Raw genomic sequence first — 21,127 nt, forward strand, 5'->3', positions numbered from 1 at the left:
GTCAGGTAGTAATCAGGGGGTTTGGTGGGTGTATTCGCCGCCTAGGATCGTGGCCTTGACCGGGATCTGCGCGATCTCGTCGGCAACGACGTTTGCCGGGTGGGTTTCCAGAGCGACGAAGTCGGCGAGTTTGCCGCGGCTCAGCGTCCCCTTGTCCGCGCCCTGGCCCGAGGCCTTCGCCGCCTCGACCGTGTAGGCCGCGATCGCCTCATCGACGCTTAGGGCTTCGGCCGCCGAACCCATGACGTCCCTGCCCCGGGTCCTGCGGGTGACGAAGGCTTCGATTCCGCGCAGCACATTCCCGTCGGCGCAGGGACGGTCAGAGCTGCCGGCCATCGGCACACCCGCGTCGACGAACGACTTCGCCCGGTAGATCAGGTGCCGGCGGTCCGGCCCGAGCGAAGCGTTCATCCCGTCCCCGATTCCGTCGGCGAACGCCGCCTGCGGAGTGACGACGATACCGTGCTCGGCCAGCGTCGCCAGGTGCTCGTCATGGACCAATGCGGCATGCTCGATCCGGTTGGGCACCGCCCGGCGGCCATAGCGCTGCTGCGCCTCGACGATGTTGGCGACCGCGGCATCCACGGCGGCATCACCGATGGCGTGCACGGCCAGCGACCAGCCGGAGGCATAGGTGTCGAGGATCTGCTGACGCAGCACCTCCGCGTCGTCCTGCAGATAACCGGGGTGGTCCTTGCCCGCATAGTTCTCCCGCAGCGCCGCGGTCTCGCCGGACAAGGCACCGTCCATGAAGAACTTCACGGGCCCGATCGAGATGAGATCATCGCCGAGGCCGGTGCGCAGTCCCGCATCCAGACCGATGCCGAACCCGTCGGCGGAGTTCGCCGCGATCGGGTGCAGCCCGTCGGCCTGCGGCATGAGCTGAGCTCGCGCCCGCAGCTTGCCCTCCTCCCGAGCCCGCAGGTAGCCGCTGATCTCGATGGGGGAGTGCCCGATCCAGCCATAGGCGATTCCGCATTCGCCGAAGGACGTGATGCCCTCCTTCGCGTAGTACGCCGTCGCCAGATCGAGGGCGTCGACGACGGTGTCGAGCGAATACGGGCGGATGAGATCCTGCACCAGAGTCTGCGCGGTCTCTTCGATCAGCCCCGTCGGATGTCCGGCCGCGTCACGCACGACCTTGCCGCCGACCGGCTCCTCGAAGCCGGGGTCCAGAATCCCCGACCGACGCATCGCCTCGGTGTTGGCGATCGCGGCATGACCGGACGTCTGCCGCATGAACAGGGGCCGGTCCCCGGTGATCTCGTCAAGACGGTTCAGGTCCGGGTACTGCCCGTCGTAGTCACGGTGGGCATACCCCGTGGCTTCGATCCATTCCCCGGACGGAGTCGTCGCCGCGGCCTTCTCGAGTGCGGCATACACATCGGGCAGACCGCCGGGCAGCGCCGTGACATCGACAGAGGCCAGGGTGAGACCGAACCAGGTCGTGTGGCAGTGGACGTCGTTGAAGCCCGGCAGCACAGTCGCCCCGCCCAGGGACTCGACACGATCGGCTGTGACACCGTCGAGCTCCTCGTCGAAGCCGATGATCCGGTTGCCCCACACCCCGATCCTCTGCGCCCGCGGGCGCGTCGGATCAAGGGTGAATGCGTCGAGGTCGGTGAAGATCGCGTCGATTCTCATGCATCCACCTTAGTCAGATTCGTTCGCCATCCGCCCCACCGTTCACGGCAGGCCGCTGCTGAGTTCACGGCAGGCGCGCCCCGCGCACGGCCGGATCCGTGATGCAGTGGACGAGCGAGAGCCCCTTGTGCTCCAGCGCCTGTTCGAACGCGTCGCGGAAGTCCTCGGTCCGCTCGACGCGGATGCCGAACCCGCCGAACGCCGTGGCCATGGCTGCGAAATCCGGGTTCTGCAGTGCCGTGGCCGTCGCGCGGCCCGGATATTCGCGGTCCTGATGACCGCGGATCGTGCCGTAGACCGAATTGTCGTTGAGCACGACGGTGATGTCCGCGCCGTACTGGACGGCCGTGGCCATCTCCTGCCCGTTCATGAGGAAATCCCCGTCGCCGGCGATGCAGAATACGGACCGTTCCGGATGGACGAGCGCGGCGGCGACCGCGGCAGGCAGGCCGAATCCCATCGACCCGTTGCGGGGCCCAAGCGCCGAGGGGAACCCGTGCGTAGGCAGGAACCGGGTCGCCCAGCCGGAGAAGTTCCCCGCCCCGTAGGTGATGATCGCGTCGTCCGGCAGCAGGTCCTGCACATGGACGAAGGCTTCGTCCATGTCGACGAATCCCGCCGAGGCGGCCGACCCCGACGCTGCCGCCTGCGGTGTCCGCCACGCCTCGAGCTCGGCCCGAGCCTCGGCGACCCAATCCGGCAGCGGCACAGCATCCCCGGCCGCTTCGGACAGGTCATCGCCGAGCGGCGGTTCGTCGATCGACCCGTCGGAGGAGACCGAATAGGTGCGGGTGCCCTCCTCGGTGAACAGGGATTGCGCGAACCGGCTCACCGAGGTGACGATGTGCTGGTCGAGACGACCGAAGTGACCGTGCGCATCGGCATCGGGGCCGATGACGACGGTGCGCTGGTCGACGCCGTTCGTGAACCCGTCGGTGGCCACATCGGTGCGGACGCAGCCCAAGTAGATGTGCAGGTCCGCCTCGGCGAGGACTCTCTTCGCCACGGGGGCCGCACCGTAGCCCAAGATGCCGAGGAAGTTCGGACTGTCGTGGTCGATGCCGTCATAGGCGCGGAAGGTGCCGATCACGCCGAGGCCGCGGTCGCGTGACCACTGGGCGATGCGCCGTGAGGTCGACGGCGACCAGTCCTCGCCGCCGATGATGAGAACGGGACGGTCGGCGGCGGTGATGCGGGCGCGCAGCTCCGTGACGTCCCCGGCATACGGTGAGGCCGAACCGTGCACGCGAGGGGGCAGCACCGTTCCCGAACTCGGGCGGACGAGGACCTCTTCGGGCAGACCGACGATGACGGGACCGGGCCGCCCGGTCACGGCGGTGTGCATGGCGTCGACGACCACCTCGGCGGCCTTATCGGGGTCATCGAGGGTGAGCACCTTCTTCGCGGTCGAGGAGAACCAGCCGTCCAGATCGAATTCCTGGAAGGATTCGCGACCGCGATGATCGGTGGGGATGAGGCCGACGAAGACGACGAGCGGGGTCGCATCCTGGTAGGCGGTGTGGACGCCGACCTTGACGTTCGCCGCACCGGGACCACGCGTGACCATGGCGATTCCGGGCACTCCGGTCATCCGCCCCTCGGCGACGGCCATATATGCGGCCCCGCCCTCCTGGCGGCAGACGATCGGGGTGATCGACGAATCGCGGAGTCCGTCGATGACATCGAGGTACGACTCGCCGGGAACCAGATAGGTGCGAGTGACTCCGTGTGTTTCGAGTTCCTCGACGATGAGATGACCTGCAGAAAGAGACGCGGAGGTGTCCATACTCCATGCTTATCATCATTTCGCCTCCTGTGGTTGTCTCAACTGCCCACCACCCTGCCCATTCGAAACTGTGAGGTCGTATGATCGTGCAACAACGGAATCAGTACGGTCCGCCGACTGAGCCCGTGAGCAGGAATTCCACACCGGACCGGGGTGGGGACTGAGACTGACAGCCAGGAGGCTCTCGCATGACCGGAATCGACTCCGACCAGGCAACGGCGCAGGAGTTTGAGCCCGCCGACCTCGGCGGCGGCCGCAGGCACGGTCGCGTCGGAGCCCCCTCGACGCCGCGCCGGGCGCAGCTCGAGCGGGATCCGGGAATGCCGGCGAGCACGTGGCGGCTGCGCTCCGATGCGTGGGAGTACCTGAAGTTCGCGATCAAACGTCTGGCCGTCAGCGGCGGGGACTTCTCGATGATCGCCGAAGACGGCGAGGTGTGGCGCTCGCTGCGTTCGCTGAAGACGATCGAGCTCTACTGGGCAGGTTTCGGTCAGCGCTATGTCGAGGAGATCACCGACCTGCTCTCGAACGGCGAATTCGACCGTGCGCACGACATGATCACACGTGCGGTCAACCGGCTCCGGGGCACCACCGTGCCCGACACCGGTGAAGACGACCTCACCGAGGATGAGCGCGCCGAACTCAAGGACCGCCAGGACACCCGTCCCCGCTTCGAGGTCCTCATCGTCGACGAGACCACCGAGGGCGGCCGCGATGAGCTGCACACGGATCTGCTCAAACTCCGCAACGCCTCCGACCAGTTCATCTACGACTACGTCATCGTGCCCACCGCCGACGATGCGGTGGCGGCGGCCCTGACGAACCCGAACCTGCTCGCCTGCGTCATCCGTCCCGGTTTCACCGACAACACCCGCGAGGTGCTCAGCCGTGACCTGCGCGATTCCATCGAGTTCGCGCACACCTCGACGAAGGAGTCGCCGACGGCGCCGATGAGTCCGCTCAATTCGGTGCGCCGGGTGCTGCGGCTGGCCGACACCCTGGCGAATCTGCGCCCCGAACTCGACCTCTACCTCATGGCAGGCGCCCATATCGAAAGCCTCGCAGGTGCCCTGACCCACCGGTTCCGTCGTGTCTTCCGCCGCGAGGACCAGTTCGAACTCCACCTGTCTCTGCTGCGCCGCATCCAGCACCTCTACGACACTCCGTTCTTCGACGCGATCCGTGAGCACGCCCGCCGTCCGGCTGGTGTCTTCCATGCACTGCCAGTCTCCCGCGGCGGCTCTGTCGTCGGTTCGAAGTGGATCGGGGACTTCGTCGACTTCTACGGACTCAACTTGCTGCTGGCCGAATCCAGTGCCACCTCCGGTGAGCTCGATTCTCTGCTGGCACCGGTGCACACGCTGAAGAAGGCGCAGTCGCTGGCCGCTCGCGCCTACGGTGCCAAGCGCACGTACTTCGTCACGAACGGCACGTCGACGGCGAACAAAATCGTCCACCAGGCCGTCGTCTCACCCGACGAGGTCGTCATGGTCGACCGCAACTGCCACAAGTCCCACCACCATGCGCTCATGCTCACCGGTGCTCGCACCGCCTACCTCGAGGCGTACCCCCTCAACGATGTCGCCTTCTACGGGGCGGTGCCGCTGGGCAGGATCAAGCAGCTGCTGCTCGACTACCGTGCCGCCGGCCGCCTCGACGAGGTGCGGATGATCACCCTGACCAACTGCACCTTCGACGGAATCGTCTACGACCCCTACAAGGTCATGTCCGAATGCCTGGCGATCAAGCCCGACCTCGTCTTCCTTTGGGACGAAGCCTGGTTCGCCTTCGCCCGATTCCACCCGGTCACCCGCAAGCGCACCGCCATGGTCGCCGCGGAGACCCTGGAGGAGAACCTGTCCACGAACGCCCACGCTGCTGCGTACCGGGAGCAGCAGAAGCGCCTGTTCGATCCCGAGACCGGCGCCCCCGCCCCCGATTCGGTGTGGCTGGAGGAGGACCTGCTGCCGCCGCCGGACGCGACGATCCGCGTGTACGCGACCCAGTCGACGCATAAGACGCTCACCGCGCTGCGTCAGGGGTCGATGATCCACGTCTATGATCAGGAGTTCTCCTCCGGCGCCGAGGATGCCTTCCACGAGGCGTATATGACCCACACTTCGACGTCGCCGAACTACCAGATCCTCGCGTCCCTCGACCTCGGTCGCAGGCAGGTGGAGATGGAGGGCTTCGCACTGGTGCAGAAGCAGCTCGACCTGGCGATGAGTCTGTCCTCGGCGATCGCGCGTCACCCGTTGCTGAAGAAGACGTTCAAGGTGCTCACCGCCGCCGATCTCATCCCCGAGGAATACCGGGTGACCGAACGGACGATGCCGCTGCGCGATGGACTGTCGACGATGTGGGACGCCTGGGTCCGCGACGAATTCGTCGTCGATCCCAGCCGCATCACCGTCGAGATCTCGGGCACGGGAGTCGACGGGGATACGTTCAAGCACGAGCACCTCATGGACCGCTACGGCATCCAGGTGAACAAGACGAGCCGGAACACCGTGCTGTTCATGACGAACATCGGCACCTCACGCTCGGCCATCGCCTACCTCATCGAGGTGCTGGTCAAACTGGCGGGGATGTTCAATGATCCGCACGAGCTCCACGAACAGGACGCGTTGACCGAACCGGCCGCGGTGATGCCGCCGCTGCCCGACTTCTCAGCCTTCGCCCCTGACTACGCCGCCGAGGTCCCGGCCGACGACCCGTCGAAGCAGCTGCCCGACGGCGACCTGCGCACCGCCTACTATGCGGGGCTGCGCCGCCAGAACATCGAGCATGTGCTGCCGCATGAGCTGCGGCGCCGTGTCGAGAACGGGGAACAGCCGGTCTCGGCCGGATTCGTCACCCCGTACCCGCCCGGGTTTCCGGTGCTCGTGCCCGGACAGGTCATCACCGCCGAGGTGCTCGATTTCATGTCGGCGCTGGACACCCGCGAGATCCACGGCTATGACTCCCGCCAGGGCTACCGCGTCATCCTCAACGAGGTCCTGGAGAACTGAGCGAGATCGACCGTGCAGACCAACCGTCTCATCCAGACCGTCGAAGCCCACACCGAGGGGCTGCCCGTCCGCGTCGTCACTGGGGGAGTGGGACCATTCCCCGGTGAGTCCATGGCCGATCGCCGGGAGTGGTTCATCGAGAACTCCGACGATCTGCGGACCTTCCTCATGTGCGAACCCCGCGGACACGGGTGGCTCTAGGGTGCGATCCTGCAGCCGCCGACCCGTGCCGACGCGGACTGGGGAGTGCTCTTCATCGAGGTCACAGGGGTGCTGCCGATGTGCGGCGCCGGCACGATCGCGGTCGCGACGGTGCTCGTCGAGATGGGAATGGTGCCCGTCGTCGAACCCGTCACGACCGTGCGTCTGGATGCCCCGATCGGGCTCATCACCGCCGAGGTGGTCGTCCGGGACGGGCGCGCACAGTCCGTGACCATCGTCAACGTCGCCTCGTATGCGCACGCCCTCGACCAGTCCGTCGAGGTGCCCGGACGGGGGACGATCGCCTGCGATATCGGCTTCGGCGGGAACTTCTACGCCTTCGTCTCCGCTGCCGACGTCGGCATCCCGTTCGAGCGCGATCGCGGCGGGGACTTCATCTCTGCAGGCCGTGAGATCATGGCAGCCGTCAACGAGCAGATCGACCCGGTGCATCCGGAGACCGGCTTCCGCGGCTGCGAACATGTCGTGTTCCTGACCCCGCCGACGGAGCCGGTGCCCGATGGCGAAGCGCCGGATGCCCGCCATGTGCTCATCAAACACCCCGGCTGGCTCGACCGGTCGCCCGGAGGCACCGGGACGAGTGCGCTCATGGCCGTCCGGCACGCCCGCGGACAGTTGGGCCTGAACACGGATTTCGTCAACGAGTGCTTCATCAGTACCTCATTCACCGGCCGCCTCGTCGAGGAGACGACCGTCGGCGAGCACGTGGCCGTGGTGCCGACGATCACCGGCAGTTCTTGGCTGACCGCGACCTCGCAGTTCATGCTCGACCCCAGCGACCCGTTCCCCGCCGGATTCACCCTCTGAGCCTACGGGGAGACGCCGACCGCTACCCCAGTTGGCCGGGATGGAGGACGCGGGAGAGGAAGTCCTTCGTCCGCTGCTCCTGGGGATTGCCGATGACGTCCTTGGCCGGTCCGGCTTCGACGACGACTCCGCCGTCCATGAAGACGACGCGGTCGGCGACCTGGCGGGCGAACTCCATCTCGTGGGTGACGACGACCATCGTCATTCCCGCCTCGGCGAGGTTGCGCATGACCTGGAGGACATCGCCGACGGTCTCCGGGTCGAGCGCCGAAGTCGGCTCGTCGAAGAGCATGACGTCGGGGTCCATGCTCAGGGCCCGGGCGATCGCCACGCGCTGCTGCTGACCGCCGGACAGCGATCCCGGCTTGGCCTCCATCTTCTCGGACAGCCCGACCTTCGCGAGGTTCGCCTCGGCGACCTTGTTGGCCTCGGCCTTCGATCGTTTGAGGACCTTCGTCTGCGCAATCGTGAGGTTCTCCCGCACGGTGAGATGGGCGAAGAGGTTGAAGGACTGGAAGACCATGCCGATACGGGTGCGCGCGGCGTCGATGTCGAGATCGAGGTCGGTCATGTCCATGCCGTCGACGACGATCGACCCTCCGGTAGGAGTCTCGAGCGTGTTGATGCATCGGAGCATCGTCGACTTGCCTGAACCCGAGGGGCCGATGACGCAGACGACCTCTCCCTTGTCGACGTCGAGGTTGATGTCGGTGAGGACCTGGTTCGTGCCGAAGCTCTTCTGGAGGTTGCGGATCGCGATGATCGGGGTCTTCGTCCCTGTGTGCGAGGTGGTTGTCATCATTTCACTCCAGAATCTGCGGAACCGTATTTGCGCTCGAGGACCCGCGACAGGTACGACAGCGGGATCGTGATGATGAGGTAGCACAGCGCGATGACGATGAAGGGGGTGAGGTTGGCGGTGTTGACGATCTCGGCGCGGCCGAGTGCGGCGAGCTCACGGCCGTCGACGGAGGATCCGAGGATGTAGGCCAGCGATGAATCCTTGGTCAGCAGAATGAGCTCGTTCGTCAGCGGCGGCAGGATGATGCGCATCGCCTGCGGAAGGACGATCGTGAACATCGCACGCGATGATGACATACCCAGTGAGCGGGCGGCCTCGATCTGGCCTTTCGGCACGGCCTGGATACCGGCGCGGATCGTCTCCGCCATGTAGGCGGAGGACACGAGTCCGAGGGCGATCATGATGATGACGAGCTGCGGGAGGATGAAGCCGGGGAAGGCCACCGGCAGACCGAATCCCATGACGAGGAAGACGACGAGGGCGGGCAGCCCGCGGAAGAACTCGATGTAGATCGTCGCCAGCCAGCGGTAGACGCCGACCGAGGACAGGCGCATGAGGGCGACGGCAAGAGCGATCGCCAGGCCGAGGGCGAAGCCGAGAACGGTGAAGACGACTGTGTTCTTCAGCGCTCCCGTGATGACTTCGGGGAACATGTCGGCGGCGATGTCGAAGCGCCCGAACGTGTCGATGAGCGTCGGCCAGTCGGCGACCAGCGCGACGATGATCGCGATGACGACGAGGATGGCGTATTGGATGCCGCGGGAGAGCTTCGCCTTCTGGCGTTTGCTCATCTTCGCTTTCGGGGTGGCGGTGGCGGTCGGGACGGCTGGGCCGGTCTGGCGGCCGTCCTCGCTCGCGGTGGGAACTGACATGGTTGTCCTTCGAAAAACTGTGGCGGGGGTGTCCGCCGGAATGCGTGCCGTGAGAGTTGGAAAAGACTCAGGCAGGTCGGTCGAACTCAGCCGAACGGGCGGCCTGCAACGACTTCATCGCAGCAGGCCGCCCATTCGCAGGTGATCACTTCGGTGCTTCTCCGAACCACTTCTTGTAGATCTTGTCGTACTCGCCGTTGTCCTTGATCTCCTTGATCGTGTCGTCCACGGCCTTCTTCATCTCGGTGTTGCCCTTCTTCATCGAGATGCCGTAGTGCTCATCGGTCTTGATATCGAAGCCGACAGCAAACCCCTTGTTCTCGGTGTTGTAGTTGTAGAGCACGCCGTTGTCGTTGATGACGGCATCGACCTGACCGGTCTTGAGGGCCTCGAGCGAGAGCGGCAGATCCTCGTAGGTGATGACCTCGGAATCCTTGAAGTTCTCAGTGGCGTAGTCGAGGCCCGTGGTGCCGGACTGAGCGGCGATCTTGAAGCCCTTGAGCGCCTTCTCGTCCTTCGCGGTCTTGTCGGCCTTCGTCAGAATCGCCTGGTTCGCATCGAAGTACGGCTCGGAGAAGTCCGTGGCCTCTTCGCGTTCGGGGGTGATCGTCGTCGCCGCTGCCGCGACATCGCACTTCTGCTGATTGAACTCCGCGCCCGAGGTGATCGTCTCGAACGAGGTGTTGATGATCTCCTGTTCGACGCCGAGCTTCTTTGCGACGGCATCGACGATGTCGACGTCGAATCCGACGACCTCGCCGTCCTTCTCAAACTGGAAGGGCTGGTAGGACAGGTGGGTGCAGGTGGTCAGCTTGCCTTCCTTGACCAGGGGGACTCCACCCTCTGCGGTCGCTGCAGGTTCGGAATCGCCTCCGCCTCCGCAAGCGGACAGGGCGAGCATGGCGCCGGCGGCCACAATGGCCAGGCTCGAGCGTCGTTTCATAGTTCCTCCAGGGGATCGGTGACAGGTGAGTCACGTACGCGGTCCGCTCTGACGTTGACGTCTGAGCAGTGTCTGTGAGAAATCCTACCGTGAACTGGGTCACACTCATGTCGCATCGATGATCGCCGAGGTGGTTGTGACGAAATCGTAGTCATTCCCGGTGATCGGGACGGCCGCTCGGCAGTCGACCGTGGACGCGAAAGGCCCGACCAACGAAAACGTTGGTCGGGCCCTGATTCAGGAATCTCAGCTCAGCTGATCCTCCATGTCGATCTCCGAGGTGTCCTTGGCCAGCCACAGGGCGATGATCGTAAGGATCGCTGCGGCGATGATGTAGAGGCCGCAGTAGAAGATCGACCCTCCTTCGGCCTGCCACAGAGCGACCATGGCGAACGGTGCGGGACCGGCCCCGATGACGCTGGACATGTTGTACGAGATCGCCGATCCGGTGTATCGGACGTTGGCGGGGAAGAGCTCCGGCAGGTACGCGGCCATCGGTCCGAAGGTCAGCCCCATGAGGATGAAGCCGACGATGAGACCGATGATGACTCCCGGGGTGCCGGCGTTGAACAGGGCGTTGACGACGAGTCCGTAGGCGGCGATGAGCACGGTCACCCCCAGCAGCATCTTCCGGCGGCCCAGCTTCTCCGCCAGTGGTCCGGAGACGACGGTGAAGATGCCGAAGAACACGACGCCGATGATGAGGTAGGTGAGGAACTCGTTCTTCGAGTACCCCAGCCCTGCGACGAAGCCCGCAGGGTCGAAGGTCTTCCCGGCCGCCTCGGCGGCGGTCTGAGCCTGTTCGGGGGTGGCCGGCGAGGTGCCGTAGGTGAGGGTGAACGCGGTCATGAAGTAGAAGATCACGTAGGTCGCGAGCATGATGAACGTGCCGAGGATGAGCGGCTTCCAGCTCGTGGCGAAGACCCGCCCGAGCGGGGCCTTCGAGATCTGCTGCTTCTGAGCGACGAGCTGGAACGCCGGGGTCTCCATGAGCGACATGCGGACATAGAGGCCGACGGCGACGAGCAGGGCCGAGAGCAGGAATGGGATGCGCCAGCCCCAGGCGAGGAATGCCTCGGGGGAGGTCCAGGTGCCGAGGGCGACGAAGAGCAGGTTCGCGATGATGAAGCCGACGGGGGCGCCGAGTTGTGGGAAGGTGCCCCAGATGGCGCGTTTGCCCTTCGGAGCATTCTCGGTGGCCAGCAGTGCCGCGCCCGACCATTCGCCGCCGAGGCCGACGCCCTGGCAGAAGCGCAGGAGGACGAGGAACAGCGGGGCGAGGACGACCCAGCCCGGCGTGCTGGCGGTCGGCAGCAGGCCGATGAGGAAGGTGCCGATGCCCATGATGAGCAGGGAGGCGATGAGCGTCTTCTTCCGGCCGACGCGGTCACCGAAGTGGCCGAAGATGATCGAGCCGAGTGGGCGGGCGACGAAGGCGACGCCGAAGATCGCGAACGAGCTCAGCAGCTGAGTCGTCGATGTCTGATTGGGGAAGAAGAGGGCCGGGAAGACCAACGAGGAGGCCGTGGCGTAGGCGTAGAAATCGAAGAATTCGATCGTGGTGCCGACCATCGAGGCGGTCAGGACCTTGCCGCGGGTGTTGTTCTTCCGAGTCGCAGCGATTGCGTCGTCGTCGACTCCGGGTGCCGAGGAGGAATTCTCCGGCTGTGTTTCGGTGGACATGGTGGTGGTGCTCCGCTGTTTCGTGAGTGCAGGCACGGGCGGGTGGTCCGTGCCAATGGAAAAGGCCGTCGGCGCTGTGTCTGGCACAGCGTCGACGGCGACGAACCGAGATTACGCTCGTCTCACAAAACGTGAATTCCGAGTCTCACCAATTGGGATTACTAGGTGGTCGAAGTGTTCTGGACAACTCGGACGGACGATCAGTCCGCGGTGATGACCTCGGTGATCGTCACCTTCTCCTTGGGTGCGCCGTCGCCGGCGCCGGAGTCCGTGCCCTTGGCAGCGAGATCCGCGACGGTCTTCGTGCTCTTCTCATCCAGCTGTCCGAACACGGTGTAGTCGGGCGGCAGCGAGCTGTCGTCGTAGACGACGAAGAACTGGGAGCCGTTCGTATCCGGGCCGGAGTTCGCCATGGCCAGAGTGCCGGCCGGGTAGGTTTCGGAGCCGTCGAGCTCATCGGCGAACGAGTAGCCTGGGCCGCCGGAGCCGGTGCCTGTGGGGTCGCCGCATTGGAGGACGAAGATGCCCTCGGTGGTCAGGCGGTGGCATTCGGTGTCGTCGAAGTACTTCTGCGCGGCCAGCGACAGGAAGCTGTTGACGGTGCACGGGGTGCGATCGGCGTCCAGGGTGGCGGCCAGGTCGCCTGCCGAGGTCGCGATGGTGGCCGTGATGCTGCCCTTGGCCTCCGGTTCCTCTGCGGGTGCTTCGACGTCCTTCGCCGCGGACTGCGAATCGGCGGGGTATGAGCACGTTCCCGCCGCGGCCGAGGAGTCAGATTCTCCGGAACCTTCTGCGGAATCCCCCTCGGAATCAGACGATCCGCATCCGCTCAGCAGCAGAAGAGCGAGGACAGCGAAAGCCGCGAGGGTCAGCACGACGGCCGATTTCGGGCGACGGGTCAGGGCATGAGAGCGACTGGGCGCAGGGTGATCCATTCGTTCATCGTATCGGCACTTTCATCGAGACACGGGCGCGGCGTCGAGACACGGGCGTGCACACGCGTTTCTCGACACTCAACCCGTTTCTCGGCGCGGCCTGGGGCTCAGGTGTCGACGGAGGTGCGGGTGCTCGGTTCAGGGGAGCCGCCTCGGCGAAGGAAGATCGCGATGGAGATGACGATGAGTCCGAACAGGCACAGACCCACGCCCACCCAGGACGGTGCTCGGTAGCCGAGGCCGGCGGTGATGACGATTCCGCCGAGCCATGCGCCGAGCGCATTGGCGAGGTTGAAGGCGGCGTGGTTCATGGCCGCGGACAGGCTCGGGGCGTCGTGGGATTCGCGGAACAGGCGCATCTGCAGGGCCGTGGTGATCATCGACCCGGAGACGCCGATGAGGAAGAGCGCGATGATGGCAACGGCCGCGATATGGGTGAAGGCGCCGAAGGCGGCGAGCACGAGAGCCGAGAGGATCATGCCGCCGGTGGCTGAGCGCTCGATGGACTTGTCGACGAGGGGTCCGGCGATGAGGGATCCGGCGGTCATGCCGAGGCCGTAGACGGCGAGCACCCACGGGATCGCGACGCCGGGGACTCCGGCGACGTCGGTCATCGTCGGGGTGATGTAGGTGTAGACGGCGAACATTCCGCCGAAGCCCACGGAGCCGGCAACGAGGGTGAGGATGATCTGCACGCGTCCGAGCGCCTTGATCTCACCGCGGGCCGAGGGCACCGCGCCGAGCTTCACGCGCGGGACGCCGACGGCGACCATGATGACGGTGAGCACTCCGAGACCGGCGACGAGAGCGTAGGCGCTGCGCCACCCGAACATATTGCCGAGTGCCGCGGCGAAGGGCACGCCGAAGATGTTCGCGATCGTCAGGCCGAGCATCACGCGTGACATGGCCCGGCCGCGGCGGTTCGCGGGGACGAGGGAGGCGGCGACGACGGCTCCGATGCCGAGGTACGCACCATGGGGCAGGCCCGAGACGAAGCGGGCGATGTTGAACAGCCCGGCCGTCGGAGCGAGCATCGACGCGAGATTGCCCAGGGCGAAGAGGCCCATCATGCACAGGAGCAGCAGCTTGCGGTCCATGTGGGCGGCGATGGTCGTGATCAGAGGTGCGCCGACGACGACGCCGATCGCGTAGAACGACACTGCGTGCCCGGCCTGGGGGACCGTGATACCGAGCTCCTCGGCGATCATCGGCAGCAGACCCATGGTCGCGAATTCGGTCACACCGATGGCGAAGGCGCCGATCGCCAGGGCGAACACGGCGAATTTGTAGACTCCGCGGGAGACCGGTGCTTCGCTCATAGGACTCCTTCGGAGACGAGGGGTGCGTGGGACGACCGCACCAGCCTATTGCTCATCACCGCCGCTCGGTAGCCCTGAGGACGCAATGTGACGATTCGAACAGGCGTCGACCCGGCGTGCCCTCGCCGAGGTGGCCGTTCGCACCGTGTGAACGCTCAGTCCGCGTTCGCTTCCTCCGCGTCGTATTCGGCCAGGGCCTGCGAGGCGACGGAGAAGGCGGTGTTCGCGCTCGGCACCGAACAGTAGATGGCCGATTGGAGGAGGACCTCCTTGATCTCATCGCGGGTGAGCCCATTGCGGAGCGCGGCCTTGACGTGCATGGCGAGTTCGGCTTCGTGGCCGCCGGCGATCATGGCGGTGAGCGTGATCGCCGAGCGCATGCGCCGTTCGAGACCGGGCCGGGTCCAGATCTCTCCCCAGGCGTAGCGGGTGATGAGGTCCTGGAAGTCGCTCGTGAAGTCGTCGACCTTCGCGTTCGCACGGTCGACGTGGGCGTCGGAGAGCACCTGACGGCGCACGGTCATTCCGGCCTCGCGGACCTCGTCCCGACTGGCCTCCCTCGGCCCGGATGCGGTGGGCAGCGCCGCACCGGTAGGGCTCGTGTCTGCCCCGGAAGCGCCTGCGCCCGCAGCACCGCCGGCCCCGGCGCCGAGTCCCTTCCCGGCGAGGAAGTCGTTGAGCAGTCCCGCGGTCACGGCCGGAGCCTCGGCGGGCACGAGGTGGGCGGCGCCTTCGATGACTTCGAGCAGGGCGCCGGGGACTGCGTTGGCGATCTCGGCGAGCTTCGTCGCCGGAGTCGGCTGGTCCTCGGAACCGGCGACGGCCAGCACCGGGCGGGTGATCTCCGGCAGGCGGCCGCGGACGTCGAAATCGGCGAGTGCGTAGCAGAGGGAGGCGTAGGAGAACCGGTCGGCGTCCTGCAGCGAATGCAGCAGTGCCGCCGAGGCTTCGGGTTCACGGTCCATGAACCCCTCACCGAACCACCGCTGAGCCGAACCGATGATCTGGGTGGGCGTGCCCGAGGTCGCCACGGTCTGTGCACGCTCCTCCCAGGCCGAGGCCTCGCCGATCTTCGCTCCGGTGCAGAACACTGCGATGCGACCGAAGCGATCCGCATGGTCGAGGCCGATCTGCAGTCCGATGGCTCCGCCGATCGAATCCCCGGCGAGGTCGACCGGGGTTCCGGGGGCGGCCACATCCGGAAGGACTCGATCAAGGGTGGCCAGGACCGCCTCGGCGAGGTCGGACATCGTCATCCGCGGAGCCACCGACGTCCCTGCGGGGACGTCGAGCGGAGCCGACCGACCGTGACCGGGCAGGTCGATGCCGATGACCGTCGTCTCCGGGCTGAGCGCGGTCAGCTCGGTCGCGGCCTGCTGCCACAGGGCGGCCACGGAGGTGCCCAGCGAGGGCAGGACGACGAGCACTCGGGCATCGGCGGCAGGGGAGGCGGGTGCGGCAAGAACGGATGCGGTGAGGTCCATGGGTGTCACTTTCTTCGGTCGGTTCTCAAGTCGGAATACGGGTCTCAGTCGACGGGCGGCAGGTCGATCTCCTGCGGTCCGGAGCTGTCGATGGTCGCCAGGATGGTGCGGCGGATGTCCTCGGCTTCACCGAGGTAGGTCTCGGGGGTGAAGAACTCCTCGATTCCGTCCTCGTCGCCGATCTCGGCGCGAAGTGCTGCGACCGGGTCGGAGCCGGGGGCGATGATGGCTGCCCGGGTGTCTTTGTCGATCCGGTCGCCGAAGACGATGCCGAGCTTCTCCCCATAGATCCCGGGGGAGGCGGCGTCGAGGTTCGCGCGCATGGCCTCGGCGTTGACCTTCAGGCCCGCGATCATCTCGTCGAGGATGATGAGCGAGGAGATCGCCAGGGTCATGAGCTCGGACAGGGCCGGCCATTCGGCATGCCAGGCGCCGTCGGAGCGTTCTTCGATGGCTTCGGCGGCAGCCGTGGTCAGGGTGGACAGTGATCCGGGGACGCGCATGCCGTTGCGGTGGAGCAGCACCGCCGAGGTGGGATTCGACTTGTGCGGCATCGTCGAAGATCCGCCGGTCGACGCCAGGGACAGCTCACCGATCTCGGGGCGCACGCCGATGAGGATGTCGCGGGCGATGGAGGCGCCCACGGTGACGCATTGGGCGAGGTGGGAACCCCAAGACAGGGTGCGGACGCGGTCGGTGTGCCAGGGGACGGGGATCTGGGTGAGCGCCGCGTCGGGTCCGACCATCTGCACGTGGAATTCGCGCAACAGGGATTCGGTGGTCTCTCCCGCGAACCAGCGGATCGCGGCGCGGGTGCCGGCGGCCCCGCCGACCTGCACATAGTCGACGTAGGGTGCCTGGCCCTGGACTTCATTGACCTCGGCGGCCCAGGCGGCGGCTTTGAGGCCGAAGGTCGTCGGCAGGGCCGGCTGGGTGAGGGTGCGGGCCAGGCACAGGGTCCTCGCGTGAGCGTCGGAGAGTTCGACGAGGGAGGCGCCGATGACTTCGAGGCGCGCCTGCATCTGCCGCACGACGCGGGAGACGAGCAGCCCGATCGCCGTATCGATGACGTCTTGGCTGGTCAGTCCCCGGTGCAGGCATCGCGAGGCCTCGGGGGAGAGCCGGGAGCGGACGCGGGCGAGAAACGGGATGAGCGGGTTGCCGCCGGATTCGGCGGCCTCACCCAGGGACTCGAGTTCGGTGTGATCGTCCGTGAGCGTGCGGATCGTGGCATCGATGGCGGCGGCCACCTCGGCGCGGATCTCCGACGACACCAGCCCCACCCGTCCCTGCGCGACGATCCAAGCGGTCTCGACTTGGCCGATCGCGGTGATGAACGCGGCGTCGTCGATGGCTTCGGATCCGCGCAGATCGCCGGGGGCGAAGAGGAACCGGGTGTGGGCGGTGTCGGTCATGTCGCTTCAGTCCTCGTGGCTGGGGAATCGGAGGAAGGGGGTTTCCTCCTCACCCTGCAACCGTATGTCGAAGTGCAGCGATCCGTCAGCCCCGCGAGTGGCGATGAGGCGGGTGCGCTCGTCTTCGTCGAGCGAGGACAGGAGCGGGTCGGCGGCCAGGGCCGCGGTGTCCTCGGGCAGATAGATGCGGGTGAAGAGACGATTGAGCAGCCCGCGGGCGAAGATGACGACGCTGATGAAGGGTGCCTTGCCCACCTCGGTGGGGCCTGGGTTGACCGTGGAGAAGCTGAACTCGCCTTCCGGGTCGACGGCGGCGCGGCCGAAGCCGGTGAAGGTGAAGCCGTTGCGGCGCAGCGATCCCGTCTGGCGGGGGACAGTGCCGTGCTCATCGGGCTGCCAGATCTCGAGAATGGCATCGGGGACCGGGTCGCCGGCCCCGTCGTACACGGTTCCTGTCAGCTGCACGGCGCGAGCCGAGCCGGGCGGGACGAGCTCATTGTCGTGTTCGAAGGGCAGCGCGTAGCCGTAGAACGGGCCGACGGTCTGGCCCGGGGTCGGCGTGAGATCAGGGGTCGTGGGGGTGTCAGTCATCGTCCTCTTCTTCCATCCAGGTCCGGTTGGCGCCGGTGAGCACGATGTCCCAGTTGTAGCCCATGAGGAATTCGTGCTCGGTGATGTTGTGGTCATAGGTCGCCACGAGGCGGTCGCGGGCCTTCTGGTCGGTGATCGACTGGTAGATCGGGTCGAGGGCGAAGAGCGGATCCCCGGGGAAGTACATCTGGGTGATCATCCGCTGTGTGAACTCGGATCCGAAGAGCGAGAAGTGGATGTGGGCCGGTCGCCAGGCGTTGTGGTGGTTCTTCCACGGGTAGGGGCCCGGTTTGATCGTCGTGAACGAGTAGGAGCCGTCGTCGCCGGTCAGGGTGCGGCCGACGCCGGTGAAGTTCGGGTCGATCGGGGCCGGATGCTGGTCGCGCTTGTGGATATAGCGTCCGGCCGAGTTCGCCTGCCAGATCTCGACGAGCTGGTTGCGCACCGGGCGTCCTTCGCCGTCGAGGACCCGACCGGTGACGCGGATGCGCTCGCCGATGGGCTCGCCGTCTGCCTGGATGGTCAGATCTGATTCGAGGGTGCCGATGTCCCGGTGTCCGAAGGCGGGGGAGAAGAGCTCGATCGTCTCGGGGTCGGTGTGGCGGGGGTCCTTCGTCGGGTGACGCAGGATCGATGATCGGTAGGGCTGGTAGTCCAGTCGCGGCTGGGTCTCGGGCTTCTTGCCGCCGGCGACGTCCTGTTTGTACTGCGCTTCGATGCCGTCGATCTCGGCAGACAGTGTCGCCTGGGATTCGGCTGCGTCGTCGGGGCCTTTCACTGGCTGATCGTCGGTGTCCGAGCTCTGCTGTGGACTCATCGTCGAACCTTTCTTCGTCTCTTCGTCGGTTGACATCGTGGTGGGGTCGGTGGGGGAGTGGGTCAGCCGTGCGGCCAACCGGTATAGCACTCGGCCAGGTAGCGGCGACCGTGGTCGGATTCGAGGATGGACCGGAGTTCGCCGAGGCTGCGCTTCGTTTCGAAGGCATCCTGAGTCGGGTCGGTGTGGAGCATCCGTGTCATCTGGTACGAGAAGTTCTGGGCCTTCCAGACGCGTTTGGTCGCGGTCTGCGAGTAGCCGGCCAGCGCCTCGGCGTCGGAGTCCTTGAGTGCCTTGATGAGGGCCGGGGCGAGCACCGCGACGTCGGCGAAGGCGAGGTTGAGGCCCTTCGCTCCGGTCGGTGGGACGGTGTGGGCGCTGTCGCCGGCGAGGAACATCGAACCGTGCTGCATCGGCTCGGTCACGGCCGATCGGAAGGGGAGCACGGTCTTGTCGAAGATCGGCCCGGTCTTGAGTTCGAAGCCGTCGGGGCCGTCGACGCGGGCCTGGAGTTCGGCCCAGATCCGGTCGTCGGACCAGTCGGCCACGTCGGTGTCGGGGGAGGCCTGGAAGTACATGCGCTGGACGTTGTCGGAGCGCTGGGAGATGAGTGCGAAGCCGCGTTCGGAGCGGGAGTAGATGAGGACTTCGTGGCTGGGTGGGGCTTCGCAGAGGATGCCGAACCAAGCGAACGGGTACTCGTGGAAGAAGCGCTGCCGGGTGCCGTCGGGGATCATCGAGCGGCAGGGTCCGCGGGAGCCGTCGGCGCCGACGACGTAGCGGGCGTCGATGCGCAGCTCGTCGCCGTCGGAGGTGGTGGCGGTGACCCATGGACGTTCGGTCTCGATATCGCCGAGGCGGGTGTCCGTGACCGAGAAATAGGTGGGGCGGCCGGTCCGTTCGCGGGCGTCGGAGAGGTCGACGAAGATCTCGTTCTGGGGGTAGAGCCAGACGGATTCGCCGACGAGTTCGGGAAAGTCGAAGTGGTTTGAAGAGCCGTTGACTCGGATGTCGATTCCGTCGTGGCGGTGCCCGTCCGTGTGGACGCGCGATTCGACGCCTGCGGCCTCGAGCATGCGCACCGATCCTGCTTCGAGGATGCCGGCGCGGTGGGTGTGGGCGATGTCGTCGCGGCTGCGATTGTCGATGACGACGGACTCGATGCCTGCATTGTGCAACAGGTGCGCGAGCATGAGTCCCGCTGGTCCGGCTCCGACGATCGCGACGTCTGTCTGAAGTTGTGCCACCTTGGCCTCCTTGCCTTCTCTCTTCTCAACAGTGTGCTCCCAGTCACGGACGTGAGGCGACGACGTTCTCAATGAATGGGAGATGTGCGGTGCTGGCGGTGCTCCTGCGGCGCTCCCTGTCGCTCATGGTTGACTGATCCCCGATTGTTGAGCAAAATTGACGGTTGTTGTGTTCGTCCGCGAACCTGCCGTGAACAGAAAGCAGCTCAATGATCATCACCGGACTCATCGTCGGCCTCGTCCTCGGATTCGTCTTCCAGCGTGGACGTTTCTGCGTGACCGGCGCCTTCCGCGACCTCACGCTGACGGGGAACACACGCTGGTTCTCCGCACTCATCGTGCTCATCGCCGTGCATTCCATCGGCCTTTTCCTGCTCAACAGCTTCGGAGTCATCACCCTCGAGGCGGCGCCGTTCCCGTGGCTGGCCTCGATCGTCGGCGGACTGATCTTCGGCTGGGCTATGGTCTACGCCGGAGGCTGCGCGACCGGCACCTACTATCGAGCCGGTGAAGGCCTCGTCGGCAGCTGGTTCGCCCTCATCTTCTACGCGCTCTTCTCTGCGGTCATGAAGCTCGGTCCGCTCGCCGGCTTCACCGAAGGAATCCGGGGTATCACCCTGGACAACGGCAGTCTGCAGGCGAGCACCGGCATCAGCCCCTGGGTCTTCGTCGCCGTCATCTCCGCCGTGGCGATTTGGCTGACCGTCCACCACAAGCGGAAACTCAAGGCCCCGATGGCCACCCTGCCGCCTCGCAAAACCGGTCTGGCGCACCTGCTCACCGAGAAGCGCTGGAACCCCTTCGCCACGGCCGTGGTTATCGGCATCATCGCCACGATCGCCTGGCCGCTGTCGGCCGCCACGGGCCGCAACTCCGGTCTGGGTATCACCACCCCCTCGGCGAACCTCGCCGGATACCTCACCACGGGTGACACGCAGCTCATCGACTGGGGCGTCATGCTCGTCATCGGCATCCTCGTCGGTTCCTTCATCGCCGCCAAGGCCTCCGGTGAGTTCCGGGTGCGCGTGCCGGACAAGGGCACGATCATCAAGTCGATCATCGGCGGCATCGGCATGGGCGTCGGCGCGGCCATCGCCGGCGGCTGCACCGTCGGCAACGCGATGGTCTCGACCGCACAGTTCGAATACCAGGGCTGGGTGTCGATGGTCTTCATGATCGTCGGCTCCGGAATCGCCGCCAAGGTCTCCATCAAACCGAAGAAGTCGCAGGCCGCAGCGCCCGCGGCGGAAAGCAGGACAGTATGAAGCAAGTACTCGAAACCGACGGCCAGGTCTGCCCCTTCCCCCTCGTCGAAGCGAAGGACGCGATGACCGGTCTGGAAGCCGGTGACGAACTCGTCATCAACTTCGATTGCACGCAGGCCACCGAGGCGATCCCGCAATGGGCCGCCGAGAACGGCTACCCCGTCACCCACTTCGACCGGGTCACCGACGCCAGCTGGACCATCACCGTCCAGAAGGCCTGAATCGCAGGAGACACCAACCACATCGGCCGGCGCAGCTGCAAAGCTGTGCCGGCCGACGTGAAA

At 66.1% G+C, this 21,127-nt stretch carries 16 protein-coding genes and 1 pseudogene; 4 read left to right on the top strand and 13 right to left on the bottom strand.

Annotated elements, in window-relative coordinates:
• Positions 1–12 precede the first annotated feature (12 nt).
• Positions 13–1,644, bottom strand: coding sequence for an amidohydrolase (locus ACSBQT_RS16235; RefSeq protein WP_435002103.1), 1,632 nt, complete (start codon positions 1,642–1,644; stop codon positions 13–15).
• 64 nt (positions 1,645–1,708) lie between these two features.
• Positions 1,709–3,430 (bottom strand): thiamine pyrophosphate-dependent enzyme, encoded by a 1,722-nt coding sequence (locus tag ACSBQT_RS16240; protein ID WP_435002104.1) that lies wholly within the window; start codon positions 3,428–3,430, stop codon positions 1,709–1,711.
• Positions 3,431–3,618: 188 nt separating this feature from the next.
• Between ACSBQT_RS16240 and ACSBQT_RS16245 the strand changes: the two genes are divergently transcribed.
• Together ACSBQT_RS16245 and ACSBQT_RS16250 are read left to right on the top strand one after the other, a co-directional pair.
• Complete coding sequence (locus ACSBQT_RS16245; RefSeq protein ID WP_410710907.1) at positions 3,619–6,441, top strand: aminotransferase class I/II-fold pyridoxal phosphate-dependent enzyme; 2,823 nt, start codon at positions 3,619–3,621, stop codon at positions 6,439–6,441.
• 12 nt (positions 6,442–6,453) lie between these two features.
• Positions 6,454–7,470, top strand: a pseudogene (locus ACSBQT_RS16250) (proline racemase family protein).
• 22 nt (positions 7,471–7,492) lie between these two features.
• On the opposite strand, the gene ACSBQT_RS16255 reads toward ACSBQT_RS16250, so the two are convergent.
• The 11 genes from ACSBQT_RS16255 to ACSBQT_RS16305 form a co-directional block, all read right to left on the bottom strand.
• Positions 7,493–8,269: an amino acid ABC transporter ATP-binding protein gene (locus tag ACSBQT_RS16255; protein WP_323127782.1), complete on the bottom strand. Its 777-nt coding sequence runs from the start codon at positions 8,267–8,269 to the stop codon at positions 7,493–7,495.
• Positions 8,269–9,063: an amino acid ABC transporter permease gene (locus tag ACSBQT_RS16260; RefSeq protein ID WP_435002110.1), complete on the bottom strand. Its 795-nt coding sequence runs from the start codon at positions 9,061–9,063 to the stop codon at positions 8,269–8,271. The genes ACSBQT_RS16255 and ACSBQT_RS16260 overlap by 1 nt, the downstream gene beginning before the upstream one ends.
• A 226-nt stretch (positions 9,064–9,289) precedes the next feature.
• Positions 9,290–10,087, bottom strand: a complete 798-nt coding sequence (locus ACSBQT_RS16265; RefSeq protein WP_410710905.1) for a basic amino acid ABC transporter substrate-binding protein — start codon at positions 10,085–10,087, stop codon at positions 9,290–9,292.
• A gap of 246 nt (positions 10,088–10,333) precedes the next feature.
• Complete coding sequence (locus ACSBQT_RS16270; protein ID WP_435002105.1) at positions 10,334–11,770, bottom strand: MFS transporter; 1,437 nt, start codon at positions 11,768–11,770, stop codon at positions 10,334–10,336.
• 200 nt (positions 11,771–11,970) lie between these two features.
• Positions 11,971–12,705, bottom strand: coding sequence for a peptidylprolyl isomerase (locus ACSBQT_RS16275; RefSeq protein ID WP_410710903.1), 735 nt, complete (start codon positions 12,703–12,705; stop codon positions 11,971–11,973).
• A gap of 107 nt (positions 12,706–12,812) precedes the next feature.
• Entirely contained in the window at positions 12,813–14,024 is a 1,212-nt protein-coding gene (locus ACSBQT_RS16280) for an MFS transporter (RefSeq protein WP_410710902.1), read from the bottom strand.
• Between the two features lie 155 nt (positions 14,025–14,179).
• A complete protein-coding gene (pcaDC, locus tag ACSBQT_RS16285; protein ID WP_435002106.1) occupies positions 14,180–15,508 on the bottom strand; it encodes a bifunctional 3-oxoadipate enol-lactonase/4-carboxymuconolactone decarboxylase PcaDC in 1,329 nt (442 codons plus the stop codon).
• 44 nt (positions 15,509–15,552) lie between these two features.
• Positions 15,553–16,923: a lyase family protein gene (locus ACSBQT_RS16290; protein ID WP_410710901.1), complete on the bottom strand. Its 1,371-nt coding sequence runs from the start codon at positions 16,921–16,923 to the stop codon at positions 15,553–15,555.
• Positions 16,924–16,929: 6 nt separating this feature from the next.
• On the bottom strand, positions 16,930–17,514 hold the full coding sequence (gene pcaG / locus ACSBQT_RS16295; RefSeq protein ID WP_410710900.1) for a protocatechuate 3,4-dioxygenase subunit alpha: 585 nt from the start codon (positions 17,512–17,514) through the stop codon (positions 16,930–16,932).
• On the bottom strand, positions 17,507–18,331 hold the full coding sequence (pcaH, locus tag ACSBQT_RS16300; protein WP_410710899.1) for a protocatechuate 3,4-dioxygenase subunit beta: 825 nt from the start codon (positions 18,329–18,331) through the stop codon (positions 17,507–17,509). The genes pcaG and pcaH overlap by 8 nt, the downstream gene beginning before the upstream one ends.
• Before the next feature lie 62 nt (positions 18,332–18,393).
• A complete protein-coding gene (locus tag ACSBQT_RS16305) occupies positions 18,394–19,578 on the bottom strand; it encodes a 4-hydroxybenzoate 3-monooxygenase (RefSeq protein ID WP_435002107.1) in 1,185 nt (394 codons plus the stop codon).
• A gap of 209 nt (positions 19,579–19,787) precedes the next feature.
• Between ACSBQT_RS16305 and ACSBQT_RS16310 the strand changes: the two genes are divergently transcribed.
• A complete protein-coding gene (locus tag ACSBQT_RS16310; RefSeq protein WP_410710897.1) occupies positions 19,788–20,843 on the top strand; it encodes a YeeE/YedE family protein in 1,056 nt (351 codons plus the stop codon).
• Positions 20,840–21,064 carry a sulfurtransferase TusA family protein gene (locus ACSBQT_RS16315; protein WP_039207979.1) on the top strand — a complete coding sequence of 75 codons (225 nt, stop codon included), beginning with the start codon at positions 20,840–20,842 and terminating at the stop codon, positions 21,062–21,064. The genes ACSBQT_RS16310 and ACSBQT_RS16315 overlap by 4 nt, the downstream gene beginning before the upstream one ends.
• The last annotated feature ends 63 nt before the right edge of the window (positions 21,065–21,127 follow it).

Origin of the sequence: Brevibacterium sp. H602 (genome assembly GCF_051172395.1) — a bacterium.
GTDB lineage: Bacteria > Actinomycetota > Actinomycetes > Actinomycetales > Brevibacteriaceae > Brevibacterium.

Coding starts and splice junctions, on each gene's coding strand:
- ACSBQT_RS16235 (WP_435002103.1), bottom strand. CDS start 1,644: ATGAGAATCGACGCGATCTTCACCGACCTCGACGCATTCACCCTTGAT.
- ACSBQT_RS16240 (WP_435002104.1), bottom strand. CDS start 3,430: ATGGACACCTCCGCGTCTCTTTCTGCAGGTCATCTCATCGTCGAGGAA.
- ACSBQT_RS16245 (WP_410710907.1), top strand. CDS start 3,619: ATGACCGGAATCGACTCCGACCAGGCAACGGCGCAGGAGTTTGAGCCC.
- ACSBQT_RS16255 (WP_323127782.1), bottom strand. CDS start 8,269: ATGACAACCACCTCGCACACAGGGACGAAGACCCCGATCATCGCGATC.
- ACSBQT_RS16260 (WP_435002110.1), bottom strand. CDS start 9,063: ATGAGCAAACGCCAGAAGGCGAAGCTCTCCCGCGGCATCCAATACGCC.
- ACSBQT_RS16265 (WP_410710905.1), bottom strand. CDS start 10,087: ATGAAACGACGCTCGAGCCTGGCCATTGTGGCCGCCGGCGCCATGCTC.
- ACSBQT_RS16270 (WP_435002105.1), bottom strand. CDS start 11,770: ATGTCCACCGAAACACAGCCGGAGAATTCCTCCTCGGCACCCGGAGTC.
- ACSBQT_RS16275 (WP_410710903.1), bottom strand. CDS start 12,705: ATGGATCACCCTGCGCCCAGTCGCTCTCATGCCCTGACCCGTCGCCCG.
- ACSBQT_RS16280 (WP_410710902.1), bottom strand. CDS start 14,024: ATGAGCGAAGCACCGGTCTCCCGCGGAGTCTACAAATTCGCCGTGTTC.
- pcaDC (WP_435002106.1), bottom strand. CDS start 15,508: ATGGACCTCACCGCATCCGTTCTTGCCGCACCCGCCTCCCCTGCCGCC.
- ACSBQT_RS16290 (WP_410710901.1), bottom strand. CDS start 16,923: ATGACCGACACCGCCCACACCCGGTTCCTCTTCGCCCCCGGCGATCTG.
- pcaG (WP_410710900.1), bottom strand. CDS start 17,514: ATGACTGACACCCCCACGACCCCTGATCTCACGCCGACCCCGGGCCAG.
- pcaH (WP_410710899.1), bottom strand. CDS start 18,331: ATGAGTCCACAGCAGAGCTCGGACACCGACGATCAGCCAGTGAAAGGC.
- ACSBQT_RS16310 (WP_410710897.1), top strand. CDS start 19,788: ATGATCATCACCGGACTCATCGTCGGCCTCGTCCTCGGATTCGTCTTC.
- ACSBQT_RS16315 (WP_039207979.1), top strand. CDS start 20,840: ATGAAGCAAGTACTCGAAACCGACGGCCAGGTCTGCCCCTTCCCCCTC.